At 39.1% G+C, this 17,882-nt stretch carries 32 protein-coding genes; all 32 read left to right on the top strand.

Features of this window, described 5'->3' with window-relative positions:
• Positions 1–111 precede the first annotated feature (111 nt).
• Entirely contained in the window at positions 112–588 is a 477-nt protein-coding gene (rpsG, locus tag O6P32_RS05860; protein ID WP_269877410.1) for a 30S ribosomal protein S7, read from the top strand.
• Between the two features lie 37 nt (positions 589–625).
• On the top strand, positions 626–2,743 hold the full coding sequence (gene fusA / locus O6P32_RS05855; protein ID WP_269877408.1) for an elongation factor G: 2,118 nt from the start codon (positions 626–628) through the stop codon (positions 2,741–2,743).
• Positions 2,744–2,851: 108 nt separating this feature from the next.
• Positions 2,852–3,157 (top strand): 30S ribosomal protein S10, encoded by a 306-nt coding sequence (rpsJ, locus tag O6P32_RS05850; protein ID WP_002558075.1) that lies wholly within the window; start codon positions 2,852–2,854, stop codon positions 3,155–3,157.
• A 20-nt stretch (positions 3,158–3,177) separates the two neighbouring features.
• Positions 3,178–3,795: a 50S ribosomal protein L3 gene (gene rplC / locus O6P32_RS05845; RefSeq protein WP_178266916.1), complete on the top strand. Its 618-nt coding sequence runs from the start codon at positions 3,178–3,180 to the stop codon at positions 3,793–3,795.
• Entirely contained in the window at positions 3,795–4,424 is a 630-nt protein-coding gene (gene rplD / locus O6P32_RS05840; RefSeq protein ID WP_178266915.1) for a 50S ribosomal protein L4, read from the top strand. Before rplC ends, rplD begins: the two co-directional genes overlap by 1 nt.
• 20 nt (positions 4,425–4,444) lie before the next feature.
• A complete protein-coding gene (rplW, locus tag O6P32_RS05835) occupies positions 4,445–4,735 on the top strand; it encodes a 50S ribosomal protein L23 (protein WP_007567348.1) in 291 nt (96 codons plus the stop codon).
• A 7-nt stretch (positions 4,736–4,742) separates the two neighbouring features.
• A complete protein-coding gene (gene rplB, locus O6P32_RS05830; RefSeq protein ID WP_007567350.1) occupies positions 4,743–5,564 on the top strand; it encodes a 50S ribosomal protein L2 in 822 nt (273 codons plus the stop codon).
• A gap of 24 nt (positions 5,565–5,588) precedes the next feature.
• Positions 5,589–5,858, top strand: a complete 270-nt coding sequence (gene rpsS / locus O6P32_RS05825) for a 30S ribosomal protein S19 (protein ID WP_269877393.1) — start codon at positions 5,589–5,591, stop codon at positions 5,856–5,858.
• Between the two features lie 35 nt (positions 5,859–5,893).
• Positions 5,894–6,301 (top strand): 50S ribosomal protein L22, encoded by a 408-nt coding sequence (gene rplV / locus O6P32_RS05820; RefSeq protein ID WP_007559383.1) that lies wholly within the window; start codon positions 5,894–5,896, stop codon positions 6,299–6,301.
• Positions 6,302–6,307: 6 nt separating this feature from the next.
• Complete coding sequence (gene rpsC, locus O6P32_RS05815) at positions 6,308–7,039, top strand: 30S ribosomal protein S3 (RefSeq protein ID WP_178266914.1); 732 nt, start codon at positions 6,308–6,310, stop codon at positions 7,037–7,039.
• Positions 7,040–7,060: 21 nt separating this feature from the next.
• Entirely contained in the window at positions 7,061–7,492 is a 432-nt protein-coding gene (gene rplP / locus O6P32_RS05810; RefSeq protein ID WP_177592001.1) for a 50S ribosomal protein L16, read from the top strand.
• A 5-nt stretch (positions 7,493–7,497) separates the two neighbouring features.
• On the top strand, positions 7,498–7,692 hold the full coding sequence (rpmC, locus tag O6P32_RS05805; RefSeq protein ID WP_007559379.1) for a 50S ribosomal protein L29: 195 nt from the start codon (positions 7,498–7,500) through the stop codon (positions 7,690–7,692).
• 11 nt (positions 7,693–7,703) lie between these two features.
• Complete coding sequence (gene rpsQ, locus O6P32_RS05800) at positions 7,704–7,961, top strand: 30S ribosomal protein S17 (protein ID WP_178266913.1); 258 nt, start codon at positions 7,704–7,706, stop codon at positions 7,959–7,961.
• A gap of 2 nt (positions 7,962–7,963) precedes the next feature.
• Positions 7,964–8,329, top strand: coding sequence for a 50S ribosomal protein L14 (rplN, locus tag O6P32_RS05795; protein WP_007559377.1), 366 nt, complete (start codon positions 7,964–7,966; stop codon positions 8,327–8,329).
• Between the two features lie 20 nt (positions 8,330–8,349).
• The gene (rplX, locus tag O6P32_RS05790) at positions 8,350–8,670 is read left to right on the top strand and encodes a 50S ribosomal protein L24 (protein ID WP_178266912.1); all 321 of its coding nucleotides are present in this window, start codon (positions 8,350–8,352) and stop codon (positions 8,668–8,670) included.
• Between the two features lie 3 nt (positions 8,671–8,673).
• The gene (rplE, locus tag O6P32_RS05785; protein WP_178266911.1) at positions 8,674–9,231 is read left to right on the top strand and encodes a 50S ribosomal protein L5; all 558 of its coding nucleotides are present in this window, start codon (positions 8,674–8,676) and stop codon (positions 9,229–9,231) included.
• A gap of 6 nt (positions 9,232–9,237) precedes the next feature.
• A complete protein-coding gene (gene rpsN, locus O6P32_RS05780; protein ID WP_007567362.1) occupies positions 9,238–9,537 on the top strand; it encodes a 30S ribosomal protein S14 in 300 nt (99 codons plus the stop codon).
• A 58-nt stretch (positions 9,538–9,595) separates the two neighbouring features.
• The gene (rpsH, locus tag O6P32_RS05775; protein WP_022125491.1) at positions 9,596–9,991 is read left to right on the top strand and encodes a 30S ribosomal protein S8; all 396 of its coding nucleotides are present in this window, start codon (positions 9,596–9,598) and stop codon (positions 9,989–9,991) included.
• 16 nt (positions 9,992–10,007) lie between these two features.
• Positions 10,008–10,577, top strand: coding sequence for a 50S ribosomal protein L6 (gene rplF / locus O6P32_RS05770; RefSeq protein WP_178266910.1), 570 nt, complete (start codon positions 10,008–10,010; stop codon positions 10,575–10,577).
• A 21-nt stretch (positions 10,578–10,598) separates the two neighbouring features.
• Positions 10,599–10,940, top strand: a complete 342-nt coding sequence (gene rplR, locus O6P32_RS05765) for a 50S ribosomal protein L18 (protein WP_178266909.1) — start codon at positions 10,599–10,601, stop codon at positions 10,938–10,940.
• Positions 10,941–10,946: 6 nt separating this feature from the next.
• On the top strand, positions 10,947–11,462 hold the full coding sequence (rpsE, locus tag O6P32_RS05760) for a 30S ribosomal protein S5 (RefSeq protein WP_005844884.1): 516 nt from the start codon (positions 10,947–10,949) through the stop codon (positions 11,460–11,462).
• A gap of 11 nt (positions 11,463–11,473) precedes the next feature.
• Positions 11,474–11,650, top strand: a complete 177-nt coding sequence (gene rpmD / locus O6P32_RS05755) for a 50S ribosomal protein L30 (RefSeq protein ID WP_007559368.1) — start codon at positions 11,474–11,476, stop codon at positions 11,648–11,650.
• A 31-nt stretch (positions 11,651–11,681) separates the two neighbouring features.
• On the top strand, positions 11,682–12,128 hold the full coding sequence (rplO, locus tag O6P32_RS05750) for a 50S ribosomal protein L15 (RefSeq protein ID WP_269877387.1): 447 nt from the start codon (positions 11,682–11,684) through the stop codon (positions 12,126–12,128).
• A 4-nt stretch (positions 12,129–12,132) separates the two neighbouring features.
• On the top strand, positions 12,133–13,479 hold the full coding sequence (gene secY, locus O6P32_RS05745; protein WP_178266787.1) for a preprotein translocase subunit SecY: 1,347 nt from the start codon (positions 12,133–12,135) through the stop codon (positions 13,477–13,479).
• A gap of 8 nt (positions 13,480–13,487) precedes the next feature.
• Entirely contained in the window at positions 13,488–14,285 is a 798-nt protein-coding gene (map, locus tag O6P32_RS05740; protein ID WP_178266786.1) for a type I methionyl aminopeptidase, read from the top strand.
• Position 14,286: 1 nt separating this feature from the next.
• A complete protein-coding gene (gene infA / locus O6P32_RS05735; protein WP_178266785.1) occupies positions 14,287–14,505 on the top strand; it encodes a translation initiation factor IF-1 in 219 nt (72 codons plus the stop codon).
• 13 nt (positions 14,506–14,518) lie between these two features.
• Complete coding sequence (gene ykgO, locus O6P32_RS05730; protein WP_002558051.1) at positions 14,519–14,635, top strand: type B 50S ribosomal protein L36; 117 nt, start codon at positions 14,519–14,521, stop codon at positions 14,633–14,635.
• 33 nt (positions 14,636–14,668) lie between these two features.
• The gene (gene rpsM / locus O6P32_RS05725) at positions 14,669–15,049 is read left to right on the top strand and encodes a 30S ribosomal protein S13 (RefSeq protein ID WP_007559362.1); all 381 of its coding nucleotides are present in this window, start codon (positions 14,669–14,671) and stop codon (positions 15,047–15,049) included.
• Positions 15,050–15,060: 11 nt separating this feature from the next.
• A complete protein-coding gene (gene rpsK, locus O6P32_RS05720) occupies positions 15,061–15,450 on the top strand; it encodes a 30S ribosomal protein S11 (RefSeq protein WP_007567382.1) in 390 nt (129 codons plus the stop codon).
• 117 nt (positions 15,451–15,567) lie between these two features.
• Positions 15,568–16,173, top strand: a complete 606-nt coding sequence (gene rpsD, locus O6P32_RS05715; protein ID WP_178267189.1) for a 30S ribosomal protein S4 — start codon at positions 15,568–15,570, stop codon at positions 16,171–16,173.
• An 11-nt stretch (positions 16,174–16,184) separates the two neighbouring features.
• Entirely contained in the window at positions 16,185–17,177 is a 993-nt protein-coding gene (locus O6P32_RS05710) for a DNA-directed RNA polymerase subunit alpha (RefSeq protein WP_178266742.1), read from the top strand.
• Positions 17,178–17,180: 3 nt separating this feature from the next.
• Positions 17,181–17,669: a 50S ribosomal protein L17 gene (gene rplQ / locus O6P32_RS05705; RefSeq protein WP_178266743.1), complete on the top strand. Its 489-nt coding sequence runs from the start codon at positions 17,181–17,183 to the stop codon at positions 17,667–17,669.
• Positions 17,670–17,882 lie beyond the last annotated feature (213 nt).

Below are 17,882 nucleotides of genomic sequence, written 5' to 3'. Positions count from 1 at the left end.
ATTAATTCGTTTTGGTTTGTTGGAAAAGCTTTAAGGTTGAGTAAATGCTTCAGAGGAAGCGTTGAAGAAAACAGAGATGCAGCCCCAAACTAAACATTATTATCAAACAAAATGAGAAAAGCAAAACCAAAAAAACGTGTGATCCTTCCGGATCCAGTATTTAATGATCAGAAGGTTTCTAAATTCGTAAACCATCTGATGTATGATGGAAAGAAGAATACTTCTTACGAAATCTTCTACAATGCTCTGGAAACAGTTGGTACAAAACTTCCTAACGAAGAAACTTCTGCTTTGGAAGTATGGAAAAAAGCATTGGAAAATGTAACTCCTCAGTTGGAAGTAAAATCTCGCCGTATCGGTGGTGCTACATTCCAGGTTCCTACTGAAATTCGTCCTGATCGTAAAGAGTCAATCTCTATGAAGAATCTGATTGCCTTCGCTCGTAAACGCGGTGGTAAAACTATGGCTGACAAGTTGGCTGCTGAAATCTTGGATGCTTACAACGAACAGGGTGGTGCTTTCAAACGTAAAGAAGATATGCACCGTATGGCTGAAGCTAACCGTGCTTTCGCTCACTTCAGATTCTAATCAAGTCAAATATTAATTTAAAATTCAGGAAGATAAAATGGCTAAACATGATTTGCATTTGACCCGTAACATCGGTATCATGGCGCACATCGATGCTGGTAAAACAACTACTTCTGAACGTATCTTGTTTTACACTGGTCTGACTCACAAAATTGGTGAAGTTCACGATGGTGCTGCAACTATGGACTGGATGGAACAGGAGCAGGAACGTGGTATTACTATTACATCTGCTGCTACTACTACTTACTGGAACTATGCTGGTAATAAATATAAAATCAACTTGATTGACACTCCGGGACACGTTGACTTTACTGCTGAGGTAGAACGTTCTTTGCGTGTATTGGATGGTGCTGTTGCTACATATTGTGCTGTAGGTGGTGTTGAACCTCAGTCAGAAACAGTATGGCGTCAGGCTGACAAATATAATGTACCTCGTATTGGTTATGTAAACAAGATGGACCGTTCTGGTGCTGACTTCTTTGAAGTAGTTCGCCAGATGAAGGATGTTTTGGGTGCTAATCCATGTCCGGTGGTAATTCCTATTGGTGCAGAAGAAACTTTCAAGGGTGTTGTTGACTTGATCAAGATGAAAGCTATCTTGTGGCACGATGAAACAATGGGTGCTGACTATGATGTAGAAGAAATCCCTGCAAACTTGGTTGACGAAGCTCAGGAATGGCGTGATAAGATGCTGGAAAAAGTAGCTGAGTTCGACGAAGCTTTGATGGAAAAATACTTTGACGATCCTTCTACTATTACAGAAGAAGAAATCTTGCGTGCATTGCGTGCAGGTACTTTGAAGATGGATATCGTTCCTATGTTCTGTGGTTCTTCTTTCAAGAACAAGGGTGTTCAGACATTGCTTGACTATGTTTGTGCTTTCTTGCCTTCTCCGATGGATACTCCGAATATTATCGGTACAAATCCTAACACTGGAGCTGAAGAAGATCGTAAGCCTTCTGAAGATGAAAAAACTTCAGCATTGGCATTTAAGATCGCTACAGACCCATATGTAGGACGTTTGACTTTCTTCCGTGTTTATTCTGGTAAGGTAGAAGCTGGTTCTTATATCTTTAATGCTCGCTCTGGTAAGAAAGAACGTGTTTCTCGTTTGTTCCAGATGCACTCAAACAAACAGAATCCGGTAGAAGTAATCGGTGCTGGTGATATTGGTGCTGGTGTAGGTTTCAAAGATATCCGTACTGGTGATACTTTGTGTGATGAAACAGCTCCGATCGTATTGGAATCTATGGAATTCCCGGAACCGGTTATTGGTATCGCTGTAGAGCCTAAGACTCAGAAAGATTTGGATAAATTGTCTAACGGTTTGGCTAAATTGGCTGAAGAAGACCCGACATTTACTGTACGTACAGACGAACAGAGTGGTCAGACAATTATCTCTGGTATGGGTGAGCTTCACTTGGATATCATTATCGACCGTTTGAAACGTGAGTTCAAGGTAGAATGTAATCAGGGTCGTCCTCAGGTTAACTACAAGGAGGCTATTACTAAGACTGTAGAATTGCGTGAAGTTTATAAGAAACAGTCTGGTGGTCGTGGTAAGTTTGCTGATATCATCGTTACTGTTGGTCCGGTTGATGAAGACTTCAAACAGGGTGGCTTGCAGTTTATCGACGAAGTGAAGGGTGGTAACGTTCCTAAGGAATTCATCCCTTCTGTACAGAAAGGTTTCCAGACTGCAATGAAGAATGGTATCTTGGCTGGCTTCCCGCTCGATTCTCTGAAGGTTGTCTTGAAAGATGGTTCATTCCACCCGGTAGACTCTGACCAGTTGTCATTCGAAATCTGTGCAATCCAGGCTTACAAAAATGCTTGTGCTAAAGCAGCTCCTGTATTGATGGAACCGATCATGAAACTGGAAGTAGTAACTCCGGAAGAAAACATGGGTGATGTAATCGGTGACTTGAACAAACGCCGTGGTCAGGTAGAAGGTATGGAAACAAGCCGTTCTGGTGCACGTATCGTTAAAGCAATGGTGCCACTGTCTGAAATGTTCGGTTATGTAACTGCTTTGCGTACTATTACTTCTGGTCGTGCAACTTCTTCTATGACATACGATCACCACGCACAGGTATCTAGCTCAATCGCTAAGACTGTGTTGGAAGAAGTGAAGGGTCGCGTAGACTTGGTATAATACAATTAGTCGTAAATAAAATAGCTTGAAGCCGATGAGGGCTAGCGAATGACTCTTAGCCCTCATGCTTCATCTTATTCATTAAACATTATAATTTAAATTAAACAAATGAGTCAGAAAATCAGAATTAAACTGAAATCTTACGATCACAACTTGGTTGACAAGTCTGCAGAGAAGATTGTAAGAACTGTGAAGGCTACAGGTGCTATTGTTAGCGGTCCTATTCCATTGCCAACTCACAAACGTATCTTTACTGTAAACCGTTCGACTTTCGTAAACAAGAAGTCACGTGAACAGTTTGAATTGTCTTCTTATAAGAGACTGATCGACATCTACAGCTCAACTGCAAAAACAGTAGACGCTTTGATGAAATTGGAATTACCGAGTGGGGTAGAAGTAGAAATTAAAGTTTAATCAATTAAAAATTAACTGAAATGCCAGGATTATTAGGAAAGAAAATCGGAATGACATCCGTTTTCAGTGCTGATGGTAAGAATGTACCATGCACTGTTATCGAAGCTGGTCCTTGTGTAGTTACTCAGATTAAGAGTGTAGAAAAAGATGGCTATGCAGCTGTTCAGGTAGGTTTCCAGGACAAAAAGGAAAAACATACTACTAAACCGTTGATGGGTCACTTTAAAAAAGCTGGGGTAACTCCAAAGAGACACTTGGCCGAGTTCAAAGATTTCTCAGAAGAATTGAATTTAGGTGATACTATCACTGTAGAATTGTTTAACGATACTAACTATGTAGACGTAATCGGTACTTCTAAGGGTAAAGGTTTCCAGGGTGTTGTTAAACGTCATGGTTTTGGTGGTGTAGGTCAGACTACTCACGGTCAGCACAACCGTGCTCGTAAGCCGGGTTCTATCGGTGCTTGTTCTTACCCTGCAAAAGTATTCAAAGGAATGCGCATGGGTGGTCAAATGGGTGGTGACAGAGTAACTACTCACAACTTACAGGTATTAAAAGTGATTCCTGAACACAACTTGCTTTTGATTAAGGGTTCTGTTCCAGGTTGCAAAGGTTCAATCGTAATAATTGAGAAATAATGGAAGTTAACGTATTAAATATTAAGGGTGAAGATACCGGAAGAAAGGTTGCTTTGAATGAAGCTATCTTCGGAATCACTCCGAATGATCACGCTATCTATCTTGACGTAAAACAGTACATGGCTAATCAGCGCCAGGGAACTCACAAGTCTAAAGAAAGAAGCGAAATCAGTGGTTCTACTCGTAAATTAGGCCGTCAGAAAGGTGGTGGTGGTGCACGTCGTGGTGACATCAACTCTCCGCTGTTGGTAGGTGGTGCTCGTGTGTTTGGTCCTAAACCACGTGACTATTGGTTCAAATTGAACAAGAAAGTTAAGGCTTTGGCACGTAAATCTGCTTTGGCTTATAAAGCACAGGCTAACAACATTATCGTAGTAGAAGACTTCACTTTTGAAGCTCCTAAAACTAAAGAATTTGTAAATGTTGTGAATAATCTTAAAGTAGCTGGTAAAAAGCTGCTTATGGTTTTGCCGGAAGCAAATAAAAACGTATATTTGTCTGCTCGTAACTTAGAGCGTACAAATCTTGCAATTGCTTCTGCGCTGAATACTTACTCTGTATTGAACGCAGAAACTCTTGTTGTTACAGAAAGCGCATTGAAAGCTATCGAGGAAACCTTAGTTAAATAATTAAAGGAGGCTGAAGTAATATGGGAATGATTATTAAACCGTTGGTTACAGAAAAGATGACGGCAATATCTGAAAAGTTCAACCGCTTTGGATTTATTGTTCGTCCTGAAGCTAACAAGTTAGAAATTAAGAGTGAAATCGAAGCTTTGTATAACGTGACTGTTGTTGATGTAAATACTATCCGTTATGCCGGAAAGAACAAGAGCCGTTATACTAAATCAGGTCTTATCAATGGACGTACAAATGCTTATAAGAAAGCAATCGTTACATTGAAAGAAGGTGATACTATTGATTTTTATAGCAATATTTAAATAAAAGATGGCAGTACGTAAATTTAAGCCCACAACACCGGGGCAGAGACACAAAATTATTGGTACTTTTGAAGAGATTACTGCATCGGTACCAGAAAAATCTCTTGTATATGGAAAGCGTTCTACTGGTGGTCGTAACCACGTAGGTAAAATGACAATGCGCTATATTGGTGGCGGTCATAAGAGAAAATTCCGTATTATCGATTTCAAGAGAAATAAAGACGGTGTTCCAGCAGTTGTAAAAACAATCGAATACGATCCAAACCGTTCGGCACGTATCGCTCTGTTGTTCTACGCTGATGGTGAAAAGAGATATATTATTGCTCCTAATGGACTGCAAGTTGGTAGCACTCTGATGTCTGGAGCGAATGCGGCGCCTGAGATTGGTAACGCACTTCCGCTTGAAAACATCCCAGTGGGTACTGTAATTCACAACATTGAATTGCGCCCGGGTCAAGGTGCTGCTTTGGTAAGATCGGCTGGTAACTTTGCTCAGTTGACTTCTCGCGAAGGTAAATACTGTGTAATCAAATTGCCTTCAGGTGAAGTAAGACAGATCTTAAGTGCTTGTAAAGCTACAGTTGGTAGTGTTGGTAATTCAGACCATGCTTTGGAAGCTTCTGGTAAAGCAGGACGTTCTCGTTGGTTAGGTCGTCGTCCTCACAACCGTGGTGTTGTTATGAACCCTGTTGATCACCCGATGGGTGGTGGTGAAGGACGTCAGTCAGGAGGTCATCCGAGATCACGTACAGGCTTGTATGCTAAGGGCTTGAAGACAAGAGCACCTAAGAAACAGTCTTCTAAGTATATTATTGAAAGAAGAAAATAATAACAACTGATTAATTGAGTATTTATGAGTCGTTCATTAAAAAAAGGTCCATATATTAATGTAAAACTGGAAAATAAAGTGTTTGCTATGAATGAAAGCGGCAAAAAATCAGTTGTTAAGACATGGGCTAGAGCTTCAATGATTTCGCCTGATTTTGTTGGGCATACAATTGCAGTTCATAACGGAAACAAATTTATTCCTGTTTACGTTACAGAAAACATGGTTGGTCATAAGTTGGGCGAATTTGCTCCAACTCGTACTTTCCGTGGACACGCTGGTAACAAGAAAAAATAACAGGACACTTATTTGAAATAATAAAGTAATAAATAATGGGAGCAAGAAAAAAAATATCGGCTGAAAAAAGAAAAGAAGCCCTTAAAACCATGTATTTTGCAAAATTGCAAAATGTGCCTACTTCTCCACGTAAGATGCGTCTCGTTGCAGATATGATTCGTGGCATGGAGGTAAATAGAGCACTTGGTGTATTGAAGTTTTCTTCTAAGGAAGCTTCTGCAAGAGTGGAAAAACTGTTGCGCTCTGCTATTGCTAACTGGGAACAGAAAAACGAACGCAAAGCTGAAGATGGCGAACTTTTTGTAACAAAGATTTATGTTGACGGAGGTGCAACTCTGAAAAGAATGAGACCAGCTCCACAGGGTAGAGGTTACAGAATTCGCAAACGTTCAAATCACGTGACTTTGTTCGTTGATTCTAAGAATACTAATGATAAAAATTAAGACTAGATGGGACAGAAAGTTAATCCGATAAGCAACCGTTTAGGAATTATCAGAGGATGGGATTCTAATTGGTACGGTGGCAAGAACTATGGTGACGCTTTGTTGGAAGACAGCAAAATTCGTAAATATCTGAATGCCAGACTTGCAAAAGCCAGCGTTTCAAGAATCGTTATTGAACGTACTCTGAAATTGGTGACAATTACTGTATGTACTGCTCGTCCGGGTATTATCATTGGTAAAGGTGGTCAGGAAGTTGATAAGTTGAAAGAAGAGTTGAAGAAGATCACTGATAAGGATATCCAGATTAATATTTTCGAAGTGAAGAGACCTGAACTCGACGCTGTGATTGTTGCTAATAATATCGCTCGCCAGGTTGAAGGCAAAATCGCTTACCGTCGCGCTATCAAGATGGCTATTGCTAACACAATGCGCATGGGAGCTGAAGGTATCAAAGTGTTGATCTCTGGACGTTTGAATGGCGCTGAAATGGCTCGTTCTGAAATGTACAAAGAAGGTCGTACTCCGCTGCATACATTCCGTGCTGATATCGACTATTGTCACGCAGAAGCTTTGACAAAAGTTGGTTTGCTGGGTATTAAGGTATGGATTTGCCGTGGTGAAGTTTATGGAAAACGTGAGTTGGCTCCTAACTTTACTCAGAGCAAAGAAAACAACCGTGGTGGAAATAGTAACAATGGTGGAAAGAATTTCCGCAGAAAGAAAAACAACAATCGCTAACGAATTTGAATTTTAGGAATTATGTTACAACCGAAAAAGACAAAATTCAGAAGACAGCAGAAGGGTAGTGCAAAAGGTAATGCCCAGAGAGGTCATCAGCTGGCTTTTGGTTCATTTGGTATCAAGTCATTGCAGACAAGATGGATCACTGGACGTCAGATTGAAGCTGCTCGTATTGCTGTAACAAGATATATGCAGCGTCAGGGTCAGATTTGGATCCGCATTTTCCCGGATAAACCTATTACTCGTAAGCCTGCCGATGTACGTATGGGTAAAGGTAAAGGTTCTCCGGAAGGTTTCGTAGCTCCTGTAACTCCGGGTCGTATTTTGATCGAAGTTGAAGGTGTATCTTTCGAAGTAGCAAAAGAAGCTCTGCGTCTTGCAGCACAGAAACTTCCTGTTACTACTAAGTTTATTGTTAGACGTGATTACGACGCAAGTCAAAATGCTTAATGGATATGAAGATTGCAGAAATTAGAGAAATAGCTACCAACGAATTGGCAGAAAGAATTCAGACTGAAGTTGCCAATTACAATCAAATGGTTTTGAATCATTCGATCTCTCCGCTGGAAAATCCTGCACAGATTAAGAAGTTACGCAGAACTATTGCGCGTATGAAAGCAGAATTGCGTCAGAGAGAACTTAACAAATAATAATGGTCCTCATGGAAGCTAGAAATTTAAGAAAAGAAAGAACTGGTGTTGTGATTAGCAATAAAATGGATAAGACCATTACTGTTGCTGCTAAGTTTAAGGAAAAACACCCTATTTATGGTAAGTTCGTTTCTAAAACGAAAAAGTACCATGCTCATGACGAAAAGAACGAATGCCAGATGGGCGATACTGTTCGTATCATGGAAACTCGTCCTTTGAGCAAAACTAAGAGATGGAGATTGATTGAAATTATCGAAAGAGCTAAGTAATTATGATACAAGCAGAATCCAGACTTACAGTATGTGACAACAGTGGTGCTAAAGAAGCTCTTTGTATCCGCGTTTTAGGCGGTACAAAGAGACGTTATGCCTCTGTTGGGGATGTTATTGTAGTTTCAATAAAGAGTGTTATCCCCTCAAGTGATATTAAAAAAGGTGCAGTATCTAAGGCCTTGATCGTACGTACAAAGAAAGAAATTCGTCGTGCTGACGGTTCTTATATTCGTTTTGATGACAATGCTTGCGTTTTGTTGAACAACGCAGGTGAAATTAGAGGAAGTCGTATCTTTGGCCCTGTAGCGAGAGAATTGCGTAACGCAAATATGAAAGTGGTTTCACTTGCACCTGAAGTACTTTAATTTTGTAAAAGATTTAAGTAATGAGTAAATTACATATTAAGAAAGGCGATACAGTTTACGTAAACTCTGGTGAAGACAAGGGTAAAACTGGCCGCGTGTTGAAAGTTCTTGTTAAAGAAGGACGCGCTGTGGTAGAAGGTATCAATATGGTATCTAAGAGCACTAAACCTAACGCAAAGAATCCTCAGGGTGGTATTGTGAAGCAGGAAGCTCCTATTCACATCTCAAACCTGAACCCGGTTGATCCTAAAACTGGTAAACCGACACGTGTAGGTAGAAGAGAAAGTTCTGATGGAAGAACATTTGTTCGTTATGCTAAAAAATCAGGAGAGGAGATTTAATCAATGAGTAATACTGCAAGCCTTAAGAAAGAATATGCAGAGCGTATTGCGCCTGCATTGAAGAATCAGTTCCAGTATACTTCATCTATGCAGATTCCTAGACTTAAAAAGATTGTTATCAATCAGGGTTTGGGTATGGCTGTAGCTGATAAAAAGATTATCGACGTTGCTATTAACGAGCTGACAGCTATTACAGGTCAAAAAGCTGTAGCAACTGTTTCTCGCAAAGATATCGCTAACTTCAAGTTGCGTAAAAAAATGCCTATCGGTGTGATGGTAACTTTGCGTCGTGAAAGAATGTATGAATTCCTTGAAAAGCTTGTTCGTGTAGCTTTGCCACGTATCCGTGACTTCAAAGGTATCGAAAGCAAATTGGACGGAAGAGGTAACTATACTTTAGGTATTCAGGAACAAATCATTTTCCCTGAAATTAATATCGATAGTATTACTAAAATTCTCGGAATGAATATTACCTTTGTAACCTCTGCTCAGACAGACGAAGAAGGTTATGCTTTGTTGAAGGAATTCGGTTTACCGTTTAAAAACGCTAAAAAAGATTGATAAGATATGGCAAAAGAATCAATGAAGGCTCGTGAAGTAAGAAGAGCTAAACTGGTAGCCAAATATGCTGAGAAACGTGCTGCGTTGAAGAAGATTGTGAACACAGGTGATCCTGCTGAAGCTTTTGAAGCTGCTCAGAAATTGCAGGCTCTTCCTAAGAATTCTAATCCGATCCGTTTGCACAACCGTTGTAAACTGACTGGTCGTCCTAAAGGTTACATGCGTCAGTTTGGTATTTCACGTATCCAATTCCGTGAAATGGCTTCAAACGGTTTGATCCCAGGCGTTAAAAAAGCAAGCTGGTAAATATTTGTATTATTAAATATTGTCAGGGTAGTCCTGATTAATTTAACAATTAATTTATATGACAGATCCAATCGCAGATTATCTCACTAGATTGAGAAATGCAATTAGTGCTAAGCACAGAGTTGTAGAAGTGCCTGCTTCAAACTTGAAAAAGGAAATTACTAAGATCCTGTTTGACAAAGGTTACATTTTGAACTACAAGTTTGTAGAAGATGGTCCTCAAGGTACTATCAAAGTTGCTTTGAAGTATGATGCAGTTAACAAAGTTAACGCTATCAAGAAACTTGAAAGAGTATCTACTCCGGGTATGCGTAAGTATACTGGCTACAAAGACATGCCGAGAGTTATTAATGGATTAGGTATTGCAATTATATCTACTTCCAAAGGTGTGATGACAGACAAAGAAGCTGCTGCTTTGAAAATCGGTGGTGAAGTTCTTTGCTATGTATATTAATGTAGGAGGATAAACTATGTCAAGAATAGGTAAATTGCCCGTTAGTATTCCTGCTGGAGTAACAGTTACTCTGAAGGATAACGTAGTAAACGTTAAAGGTCCGAAAGGTGAGTTGAGTCAGTTTGTTAATCCTGCTATTGATGTGGAGATTGCAGACGGACATGTGGTGTTGAAAGAAAATGAAAACGCTATGCTTGATAACTTGAAGCAGCGTCATGCATTCCATGGTTTGTATCGTGCTTTGATTCATAACATGGTTGTAGGTGTTTCTGAAGGTTACAAGAAAGAGTTGGAACTTGTCGGTGTTGGTTACCGTGCATCAAACAATGGTAACATCATTGATTTCGCTTTGGGTTATACTCATAATATCTTTTTGCAGTTGCCCCCAGAAATCAAAGTTGAAACTAAATCTGAAAGAAATAAGAACCCTCTTATTATATTGGAATCTTGTGACAAACAGCTGCTCGGTCAAGTTTGTTCAAAAATACGTTCTTTCCGTAAGCCTGAACCTTATAAAGGAAAAGGTATTAAGTTTGTTGGTGAAGAAATTCGTAGAAAGTCTGGTAAGTCAGCTGGCGCTAAGTAATTCACATAAAATCGTACAATTATGACAACAAAAATAGAAAGACGAATCAAGATCAAATATAGAGTACGCAACAAGATTTCAGGTACCGCTGAACGTCCGCGTATGAGTGTGTTTAGAAGTAACAAGCAGATCTATGTTCAGGTTATCGACGATTTGAGCGGTAAAACATTGGCTGCTGCTTCTTCTTTGGGTATGGAAGCAATGCCTAAAAAAGAACAGGCTGCTAAGGTGGGTGAACTGATCGCTAAAAAAGCTCAGGAAGCTGGTATTACGACTGTCGTATTCGACCGTAATGGTTACTTGTATCATGGGAGAGTAAAAGAAGTAGCTGATGCTGCTCGTAACGGTGGACTTAAATTTTAATGAATTATGGCAGTTAATAATAGAGTTAAGATCACTAACGATATAGAATTAAAAGATAGACTGGTTGCAATCAACCGCGTTACTAAAGTTACAAAGGGTGGTAGAACTTTCAGCTTCTCTGCTATTGTAGTTGTTGGTAACGAAGATGGTATCATCGGTTGGGGACTTGGTAAAGCTGGTGAAGTTACTGCAGCAATCGCTAAAGGTGTAGAAGCAGCTAAGAAGAACCTGACTCGTGTTCCTGTATTGAAAGGTACTGTTCCTCACGAACAGTCTGCAAAATTCGGTGGTGCAGAAGTTTTCATTAAACCTGCTTCAACTGGTACAGGAGTGGTAGCTGGTGGTGCGATGCGTGCCGTATTGGAAAGTGTAGGTGTTACTGACGTTTTGGCTAAGTCTAAAGGTTCATCAAACCCTCACAATCTGGTGAAAGCTACAATCTTGGCTTTGGGTGAAATGAGAGATGCTCGCATGGTAGCTCAAAACAGAGGTGTAAGTATGGAAAAAGTATTTAGAGGATAAGGAGGATAGACATGTCAACTATTAAGATTAAACAAGTAAAGAGTAGAATTGGTGCTCCTGCTGATCAGAAGAGAACTTTGGATGCGCTGGGACTTCGTAAATTGAATCGTGTGGTTGAACACGAAGAAACTCCTTCAATTCTGGGTATGATTGAAAAGGTAAAACACCTTGTTGCAATCGTTAAGTAACTATATTGTTAATAATAAAGGATTTTACAATATGAATTTAAATAATTTACGTCCTGCAGAAGGTTCTGTCAAAACTAGAAAAAGAGTAGGCCGTGGTGCTGGTTCTGGTTTAGGTGGTACTTCTACAAGAGGACATAAAGGTGCAAAGTCTAGATCTGGTTATTCTAAGAAGATCGGTTTCGAAGGAGGTCAGATGCCTTTGCAGCGTCGTGTTCCGAAATTTGGTTTTAAGAATATTAACCGTGTAGAATATAAAGCTATTAACCTTGATACTATTCAGAGCTTGGCTGAAGCTAAAAATCTGTCTAAAGTAGGTGTTAATGACTTGATTGAAGCTGGTTTTATTTCTTCTGGCCAGTTAGTGAAAGTTCTTGGTAACGGTAGTTTAACTACTAAGCTTGATGTGGAAGCTAATGCTTTCTCAAAGAGTGCAGTAGCTGCAATCGAAGCCGTTGGTGGTAATGCAGTAAAACTCTGATTCAATGAGAAAATCTATTGAAACATTAAAGAACATATGGAATATTGAGGATCTGAGACAGCGGATCCTCATTACTATATTGTTTATTGCAATCTACAGATTTGGTTCATATGTGGTTCTTCCAGGTATTAACCCCGATATGCTGTCAAAGTTGCATGAGCAAACTAGTGAAGGACTTCTTGCTTTGTTGAACATGTTCTCTGGTGGAGCTTTTTCTAATGCTTCTATTTTTGCATTGGGAATTATGCCGTATATCTCTGCATCCATCGTGATTCAGTTGTTGGCCATTGCTGTTCCGTATTTCCAGAAACTGCAGCGTGAAGGAGAAAGTGGTCGTCGGAAGATAAATCAATATACTCGTATTTTGACAATCTTCATCTTGATATTCCAGGCTCCTTCTTATTTGATCAACTTGAAAATGCAAGCTGGCTCAGCTCTTAATGCTTCATTAGATTGGACTTTCTTTATTATTACTTCTACCATCGTCTTGGCAGCAGGAAGTATGTTCATCTTGTGGCTTGGTGAGAGAATCACAGATAAAGGAATCGGAAATGGTATCTCATTGATAATTATGATTGGTATCATTGCTCGTCTTCCTCAAGCTTTTTCTGGTGAGTTTGTTTCTCGCCTTGCATCACCTGGAGCTGGCGGTATCATTATGTTCTTAGTTGAAATCGTAATGTTGATACTCGTTATCGCAGCGGCCATTCTTTTGGTACAAGGTGTTCGTAAAGTTCCTGTACAATATGCAAAACGTATTGTTGGAAATAAACAATATGGTGGTGCTAGACAATACATTCCTTTAAAGGTAAATGCAGCAAATGTAATGCCTATTATTTTTGCGCAAGCAATCATGTTTATTCCTATCACAATTGTTGGCTTCTCAAATGTAGCTACAACCAGTGGTATTGCACGTGAGTTTGTAGATCATACTAGCTTTGGATATAATCTGGTATTTGCAATATTAATTATTCTTTTCACCTGGTTCTATACAGCTATTACGATTAATACTACTCAAATGGCAGAAGACATGAAGCGTAATAATGGCTTTATTCCTGGTATAAAACCTGGTAAGAATACTGCAGATTATATTGATACAATCATGTCTCGTATAACATTGCCTGGTTCTATATTCTTGGCTATTGTTGCTATTTTGCCTGCCTTTGCTGGCCTATTTGGAGTTCAGGCTGAGTTTGCACAGTTCTTTGGTGGAACTTCTTTATTGATTCTTGTCGGAGTCGTTTTGGATACTCTCCAACAAGTTGAAAGTCACTTGTTGATGCGTCATTACGACGGTTTATTGAGCTCAGGAAGAATTAAAGGACGTTCTGCTAATGTGGCAGCTTATTAAGAAACAAAATGATATTTCTTAAGACAGATGATGAAATAGAACTTCTTCGCCAGAGTAATCTCCTTGTGGGGAAAACTCTGGCAGAAGTTGCTAAACTGATAAAGCCGGGTGTAACAACAAAACAACTTGATAAAGTTGCAGAAGAGTTCATAAGGGATCATGGGGCAATTCCCACTTTTAAAGGTTTTCCTAATCCTTATGGTAGCCCATTCCCTGGTACATTATGTACGTCTGTAAATGATCAAGTCGTTCATGGAATTCCCAATGATATTCCTTTAAAAGAGGGTGACATTATTTCTGTAGATTGTGGCACCTACATGAACGGCTTCTGTGGTGATTCTGCTTATACATTTTGTGTAGGTGAAGTAGCTCCAGAAATCTTAGCATTATTAAAAACAACAAAAGAGGCTTTATATAAAGGTATCGATAATGCTGTTCATGGAAAACGTTTAGGTGATATCGGTTATGCTATTCAACAATATTGTGAAACTCGTTCATATGGAGTAGTCCGTGAATTTGTAGGACATGGTATTGGTAAACAGATGCATGAAGAACCTCAAGTTCCTAATTATGGGAAGAGGGGTACAGGAACTCTTCTTAAAAAAGGAATGTGTATAGCTATTGAGCCTATGATTACACAAGGAAATAGGCAGATAGTAATGGAGGATGATAATTGGACGATACGAACAAGAGATCGTAAATGGGCAGCACATTTTGAACATACAGTTGCAATTGGTTTAGATCGGGCTGATATTTTATCATCGTTTGAATTTATAGAACAAGTTTTAGGAGATAAGGCAATTTAATATGGCAAAGCAATCCGCAATAGAACAAGATGGAGTTATTCTCGAGGCATTGTCTAATGCAATGTTTCGTGTGGAACTAGAAAATGGGCATGAAATAACTGCTCATATTTCAGGTAAAATGAGAATGCATTACATTAAAATATTACCTGGAGATAAAGTTAGAGTAGAGATGTCTCCTTATGACTTATCTAAAGGAAGAATCGTTTTTAGATATAAATAAAAGAATATAAGATATGAAAGTAAGAGCATCATTAAAGAAACGTACACCGGAATGTAAGATCGTTAGACGCAATGGCCGTTTGTATGTTATTAACAAGAAAAATCCTAAGTATAAACAACGTCAAGGATAATTTATTATTTTTGCAAAAAAAATAATTTAGTATATGGCTATAAGAATAGTTGGTGTAGATTTGCCTCAGAATAAGAGAGGTGAGATTGCGTTGACATACGTATATGGTATTGGACGCAGCAGTTCAGCAAAAATTTTGGATAAAGCAGGTGTTGACCGTGATTTGAAAGTTAAAGATTGGACTGATGATCAGGCTGCTAAGATCCGTGAAATCATTGGTGCTGAATATAAAGTAGAAGGTGATCTTCGTTCGGAAATCCAGTTGAACATTAAGCGATTAATGGATATTGGTTGCTATCGTGGTGTTCGTCACCGTTTGGGTCTGCCTGTAAGAGGTCAGAGCACTAAGAATAATGCTCGTACACGTAAGGGAAGAAAGAAAACAGTTGCAAATAAGAAAAAAGCTACTAAATAATAATTGTTAATATGGCAAAAAAAACAGTCGCAGCTAAAAAAAGAAATGTGAAAGTGGATGCTAATGGACAGTTGCATGTTCATTCTTCATTCAACAACATTATCGTTTCTTTGGCAAACAGCGAAGGCCAGATCATCTCATGGTCTTCTGCAGGTAAGATGGGATTTAGAGGTTCTAAGAAGAACACTCCTTATGCAGCTCAGATGGCTGCCCAGGATTGCGCTAAAGTAGCGTACGATCTTGGCCTGAGAAAGGTGAAAGCTTATGTTAAGGGTCCTGGTAACGGACGTGAGTCTGCAATCAGAACTGTACACGGAGCTGGAATTGAAGTTACTGAAATTATTGACGTAACTCCATTGCCTCACAACGGTTGTCGTCCTCCTAAAAGAAGAAGAGTATAATAAAGATAACCTATTTAGATGTAACTTGATTTTGTTAAATAATGGATTACATTCCTTTCTGTGATCGCGGCTGCAACAAATTGAGTTCATTAGTAACAATTAAATTTAAAGAAGAAAATGGCTAGATATACTGGACCAAAAACTAGAATTGCACGTAAATTCGGTGAAGCAATTTTTGGAGCAGATAAAGTTTTGTCTAAGAAAAACTATCCTCCTGGACAGCATGGTAACAACCGTCGCAGAAAAACTTCTGAATACGGTGTCATGTTGGCTGAAAAGCAGAAAGCAAAATATACTTACGGAGTATTGGAAAAACAGTTCCGTAATATGTTTGAAAAGGCTGCAAGTATGAACGGTATTACCGGTGAAATCTTGTTGCAGAGCCTTGAATGTCGTTTGGACAACGTTGTGTTCCGTTTGGGTATTGCTCCTACTCGTGCTGCAGCTCGCCAATTGGTAGGTCACAAGCACATTACTGTAGATGGTAAGGTTGTTAATATTCCTTCTTACGCAGTAAAACCAGGTCAGTTGGTAGGTGTTCGTGAAAGATCTAAGTCTTTGGAAGTTATTGCAAATTCATTGACTGGTTTCAATCACAGCAAATATCCTTGGTTGGAATGGGATGAAAACTCTAAGACAGGTAAATTGTTGCACAGACCTGAAAGAGCAGATATTCCTGAAAACATTAAAGAACACTTGATCGTTGAATTGTACTCTAAATAATAATTAATTTCATGGCGATATTAGCATTTCAAAAACCTGATAAAGTATTAATGTTGGAAGCGGATTCTAAATTCGGAAAATTCGAATTCCGTCCGCTTGAACCCGGTTTCGGTATTACCGTAGGTAATGCTTTACGCCGTATTCTTCTCTCTTCTCTGGAAGGTTATGCAATCAATACTATTCATATTGAAGGTGTTGAACATGAATTCGCTACAGTTCCGGGAGTTAAAGAAGATGTAACTAACATTATCTTGAATCTGAAGCAAGTTCGATTCAAGCAAATAGTTGAGGAATTCGAAAATGAGAAGGTAAGCATTACCGTTGAGAATTCTACTGAATTTAAGGCAGGTGATATTGGTAAGTATTTGACCGGATTTGAAGTGTTAAATCCTGAATTGGTTATTTGCCATTTAGATTCAAAAGCAACTATGCAGATAGATCTTACTATTAACAAAGGACGTGGTTATGTTCCGGCTGACGAAAACCGTGAATACTGCACCGATGTGAACGTAATTCCTATCGATTCTATTTACACTCCGATTCGTAATGTAAAATATGCGGTAGAAAACTATCGTGTAGAACAGAAGACTGACTATGAAAAGTTGGTTCTGGAAATTACAACGGATGGTTCCATTCACCCGAAGGAAGCGCTGAAAGAAGCTGCTAAAATATTGATTTATCACTTCATGTTGTTCTCTGATGAAAAGATTACTCTTGAAACATCAGATTCTGACGGAAATGAAGAATTCGATGAAGAAGTATTGCACATGCGTCAGTTGCTGAAGACCAAATTGGTTGATATGGACTTGTCAGTTCGTGCTTTGAACTGTTTGAAGGCTGCAGATGTAGAAACATTGGGAGACTTGGTACAGTTTAATAAGACAGATCTGTTGAAGTTCCGTAACTTCGGTAAGAAATCGCTCACTGAGCTTGATGATTTGCTCGAGAGTCTGAATCTTTCGTTTGGAACAGATATTTCTAAGTATAAATTAGATAAAGAATAAAAAATGAGACATAATAAAAAATTCAACCATTTAGGTCGTACTGCTTCTCACAGAAACGCAATGTTGTCAAACATGGCATGTTCTTTGATTAAGCACAAAAGAATCACTACGACTGTTGCGAAGGCTAAAGCTTTGAAAAAGTTCGTTGAGCCTCTGATTACAAAGTCTAAAGAAGACACAACTAACTCACGTCGTGTTGTATTTAGCAACTTGCAAGATAAGTTTGCTGTAACTGAACTGTTCAAAGAAATCTCTGTAAAGGTTGCAGATCGTCCGGGTGGTTATACTCGTATCATCAAGACTGGTCATCGTTTGGGTGACAACGCAGAAATGTGTTTCATCGAATTGGTAGACTACAATGAGAACATGGCTAAGACAGCTGCTAAGAAAGCTACTCGTACTCGTCGTTCTAAAAAATCAACTGCAACTGAAGCACCTGCTGCTGAAGCAACTGCAGAAGCTACTACAGAGGAAGCCCCTAAAGCTGAATAATTCTGTAAACGCTATATACACAAGAAAACCGAAGCTCATTTGGGCTTCGGTTTTTTTATTGCTTATTCCGAAGGTAGAATTCCTGTATTCTTTGCTTAAAAACGCATAACAGAAAAGATGCAAGCCTAGATTGCTTATGATAATACATCGTTTGGAAAATTACCTTGAAGAAATGCATCAGATTCCTTTGATTATTTCTATTATAATCGATGA

The organism is Phocaeicola acetigenes (assembly GCF_027529745.1).
In the GTDB taxonomy this organism is placed as follows: domain Bacteria; phylum Bacteroidota; class Bacteroidia; order Bacteroidales; family Bacteroidaceae; genus Phocaeicola; species Phocaeicola acetigenes.
Note: the sequence above shows the minus strand (reverse complement) of the source record. Positions and strands in the feature narration are given on the sequence as shown.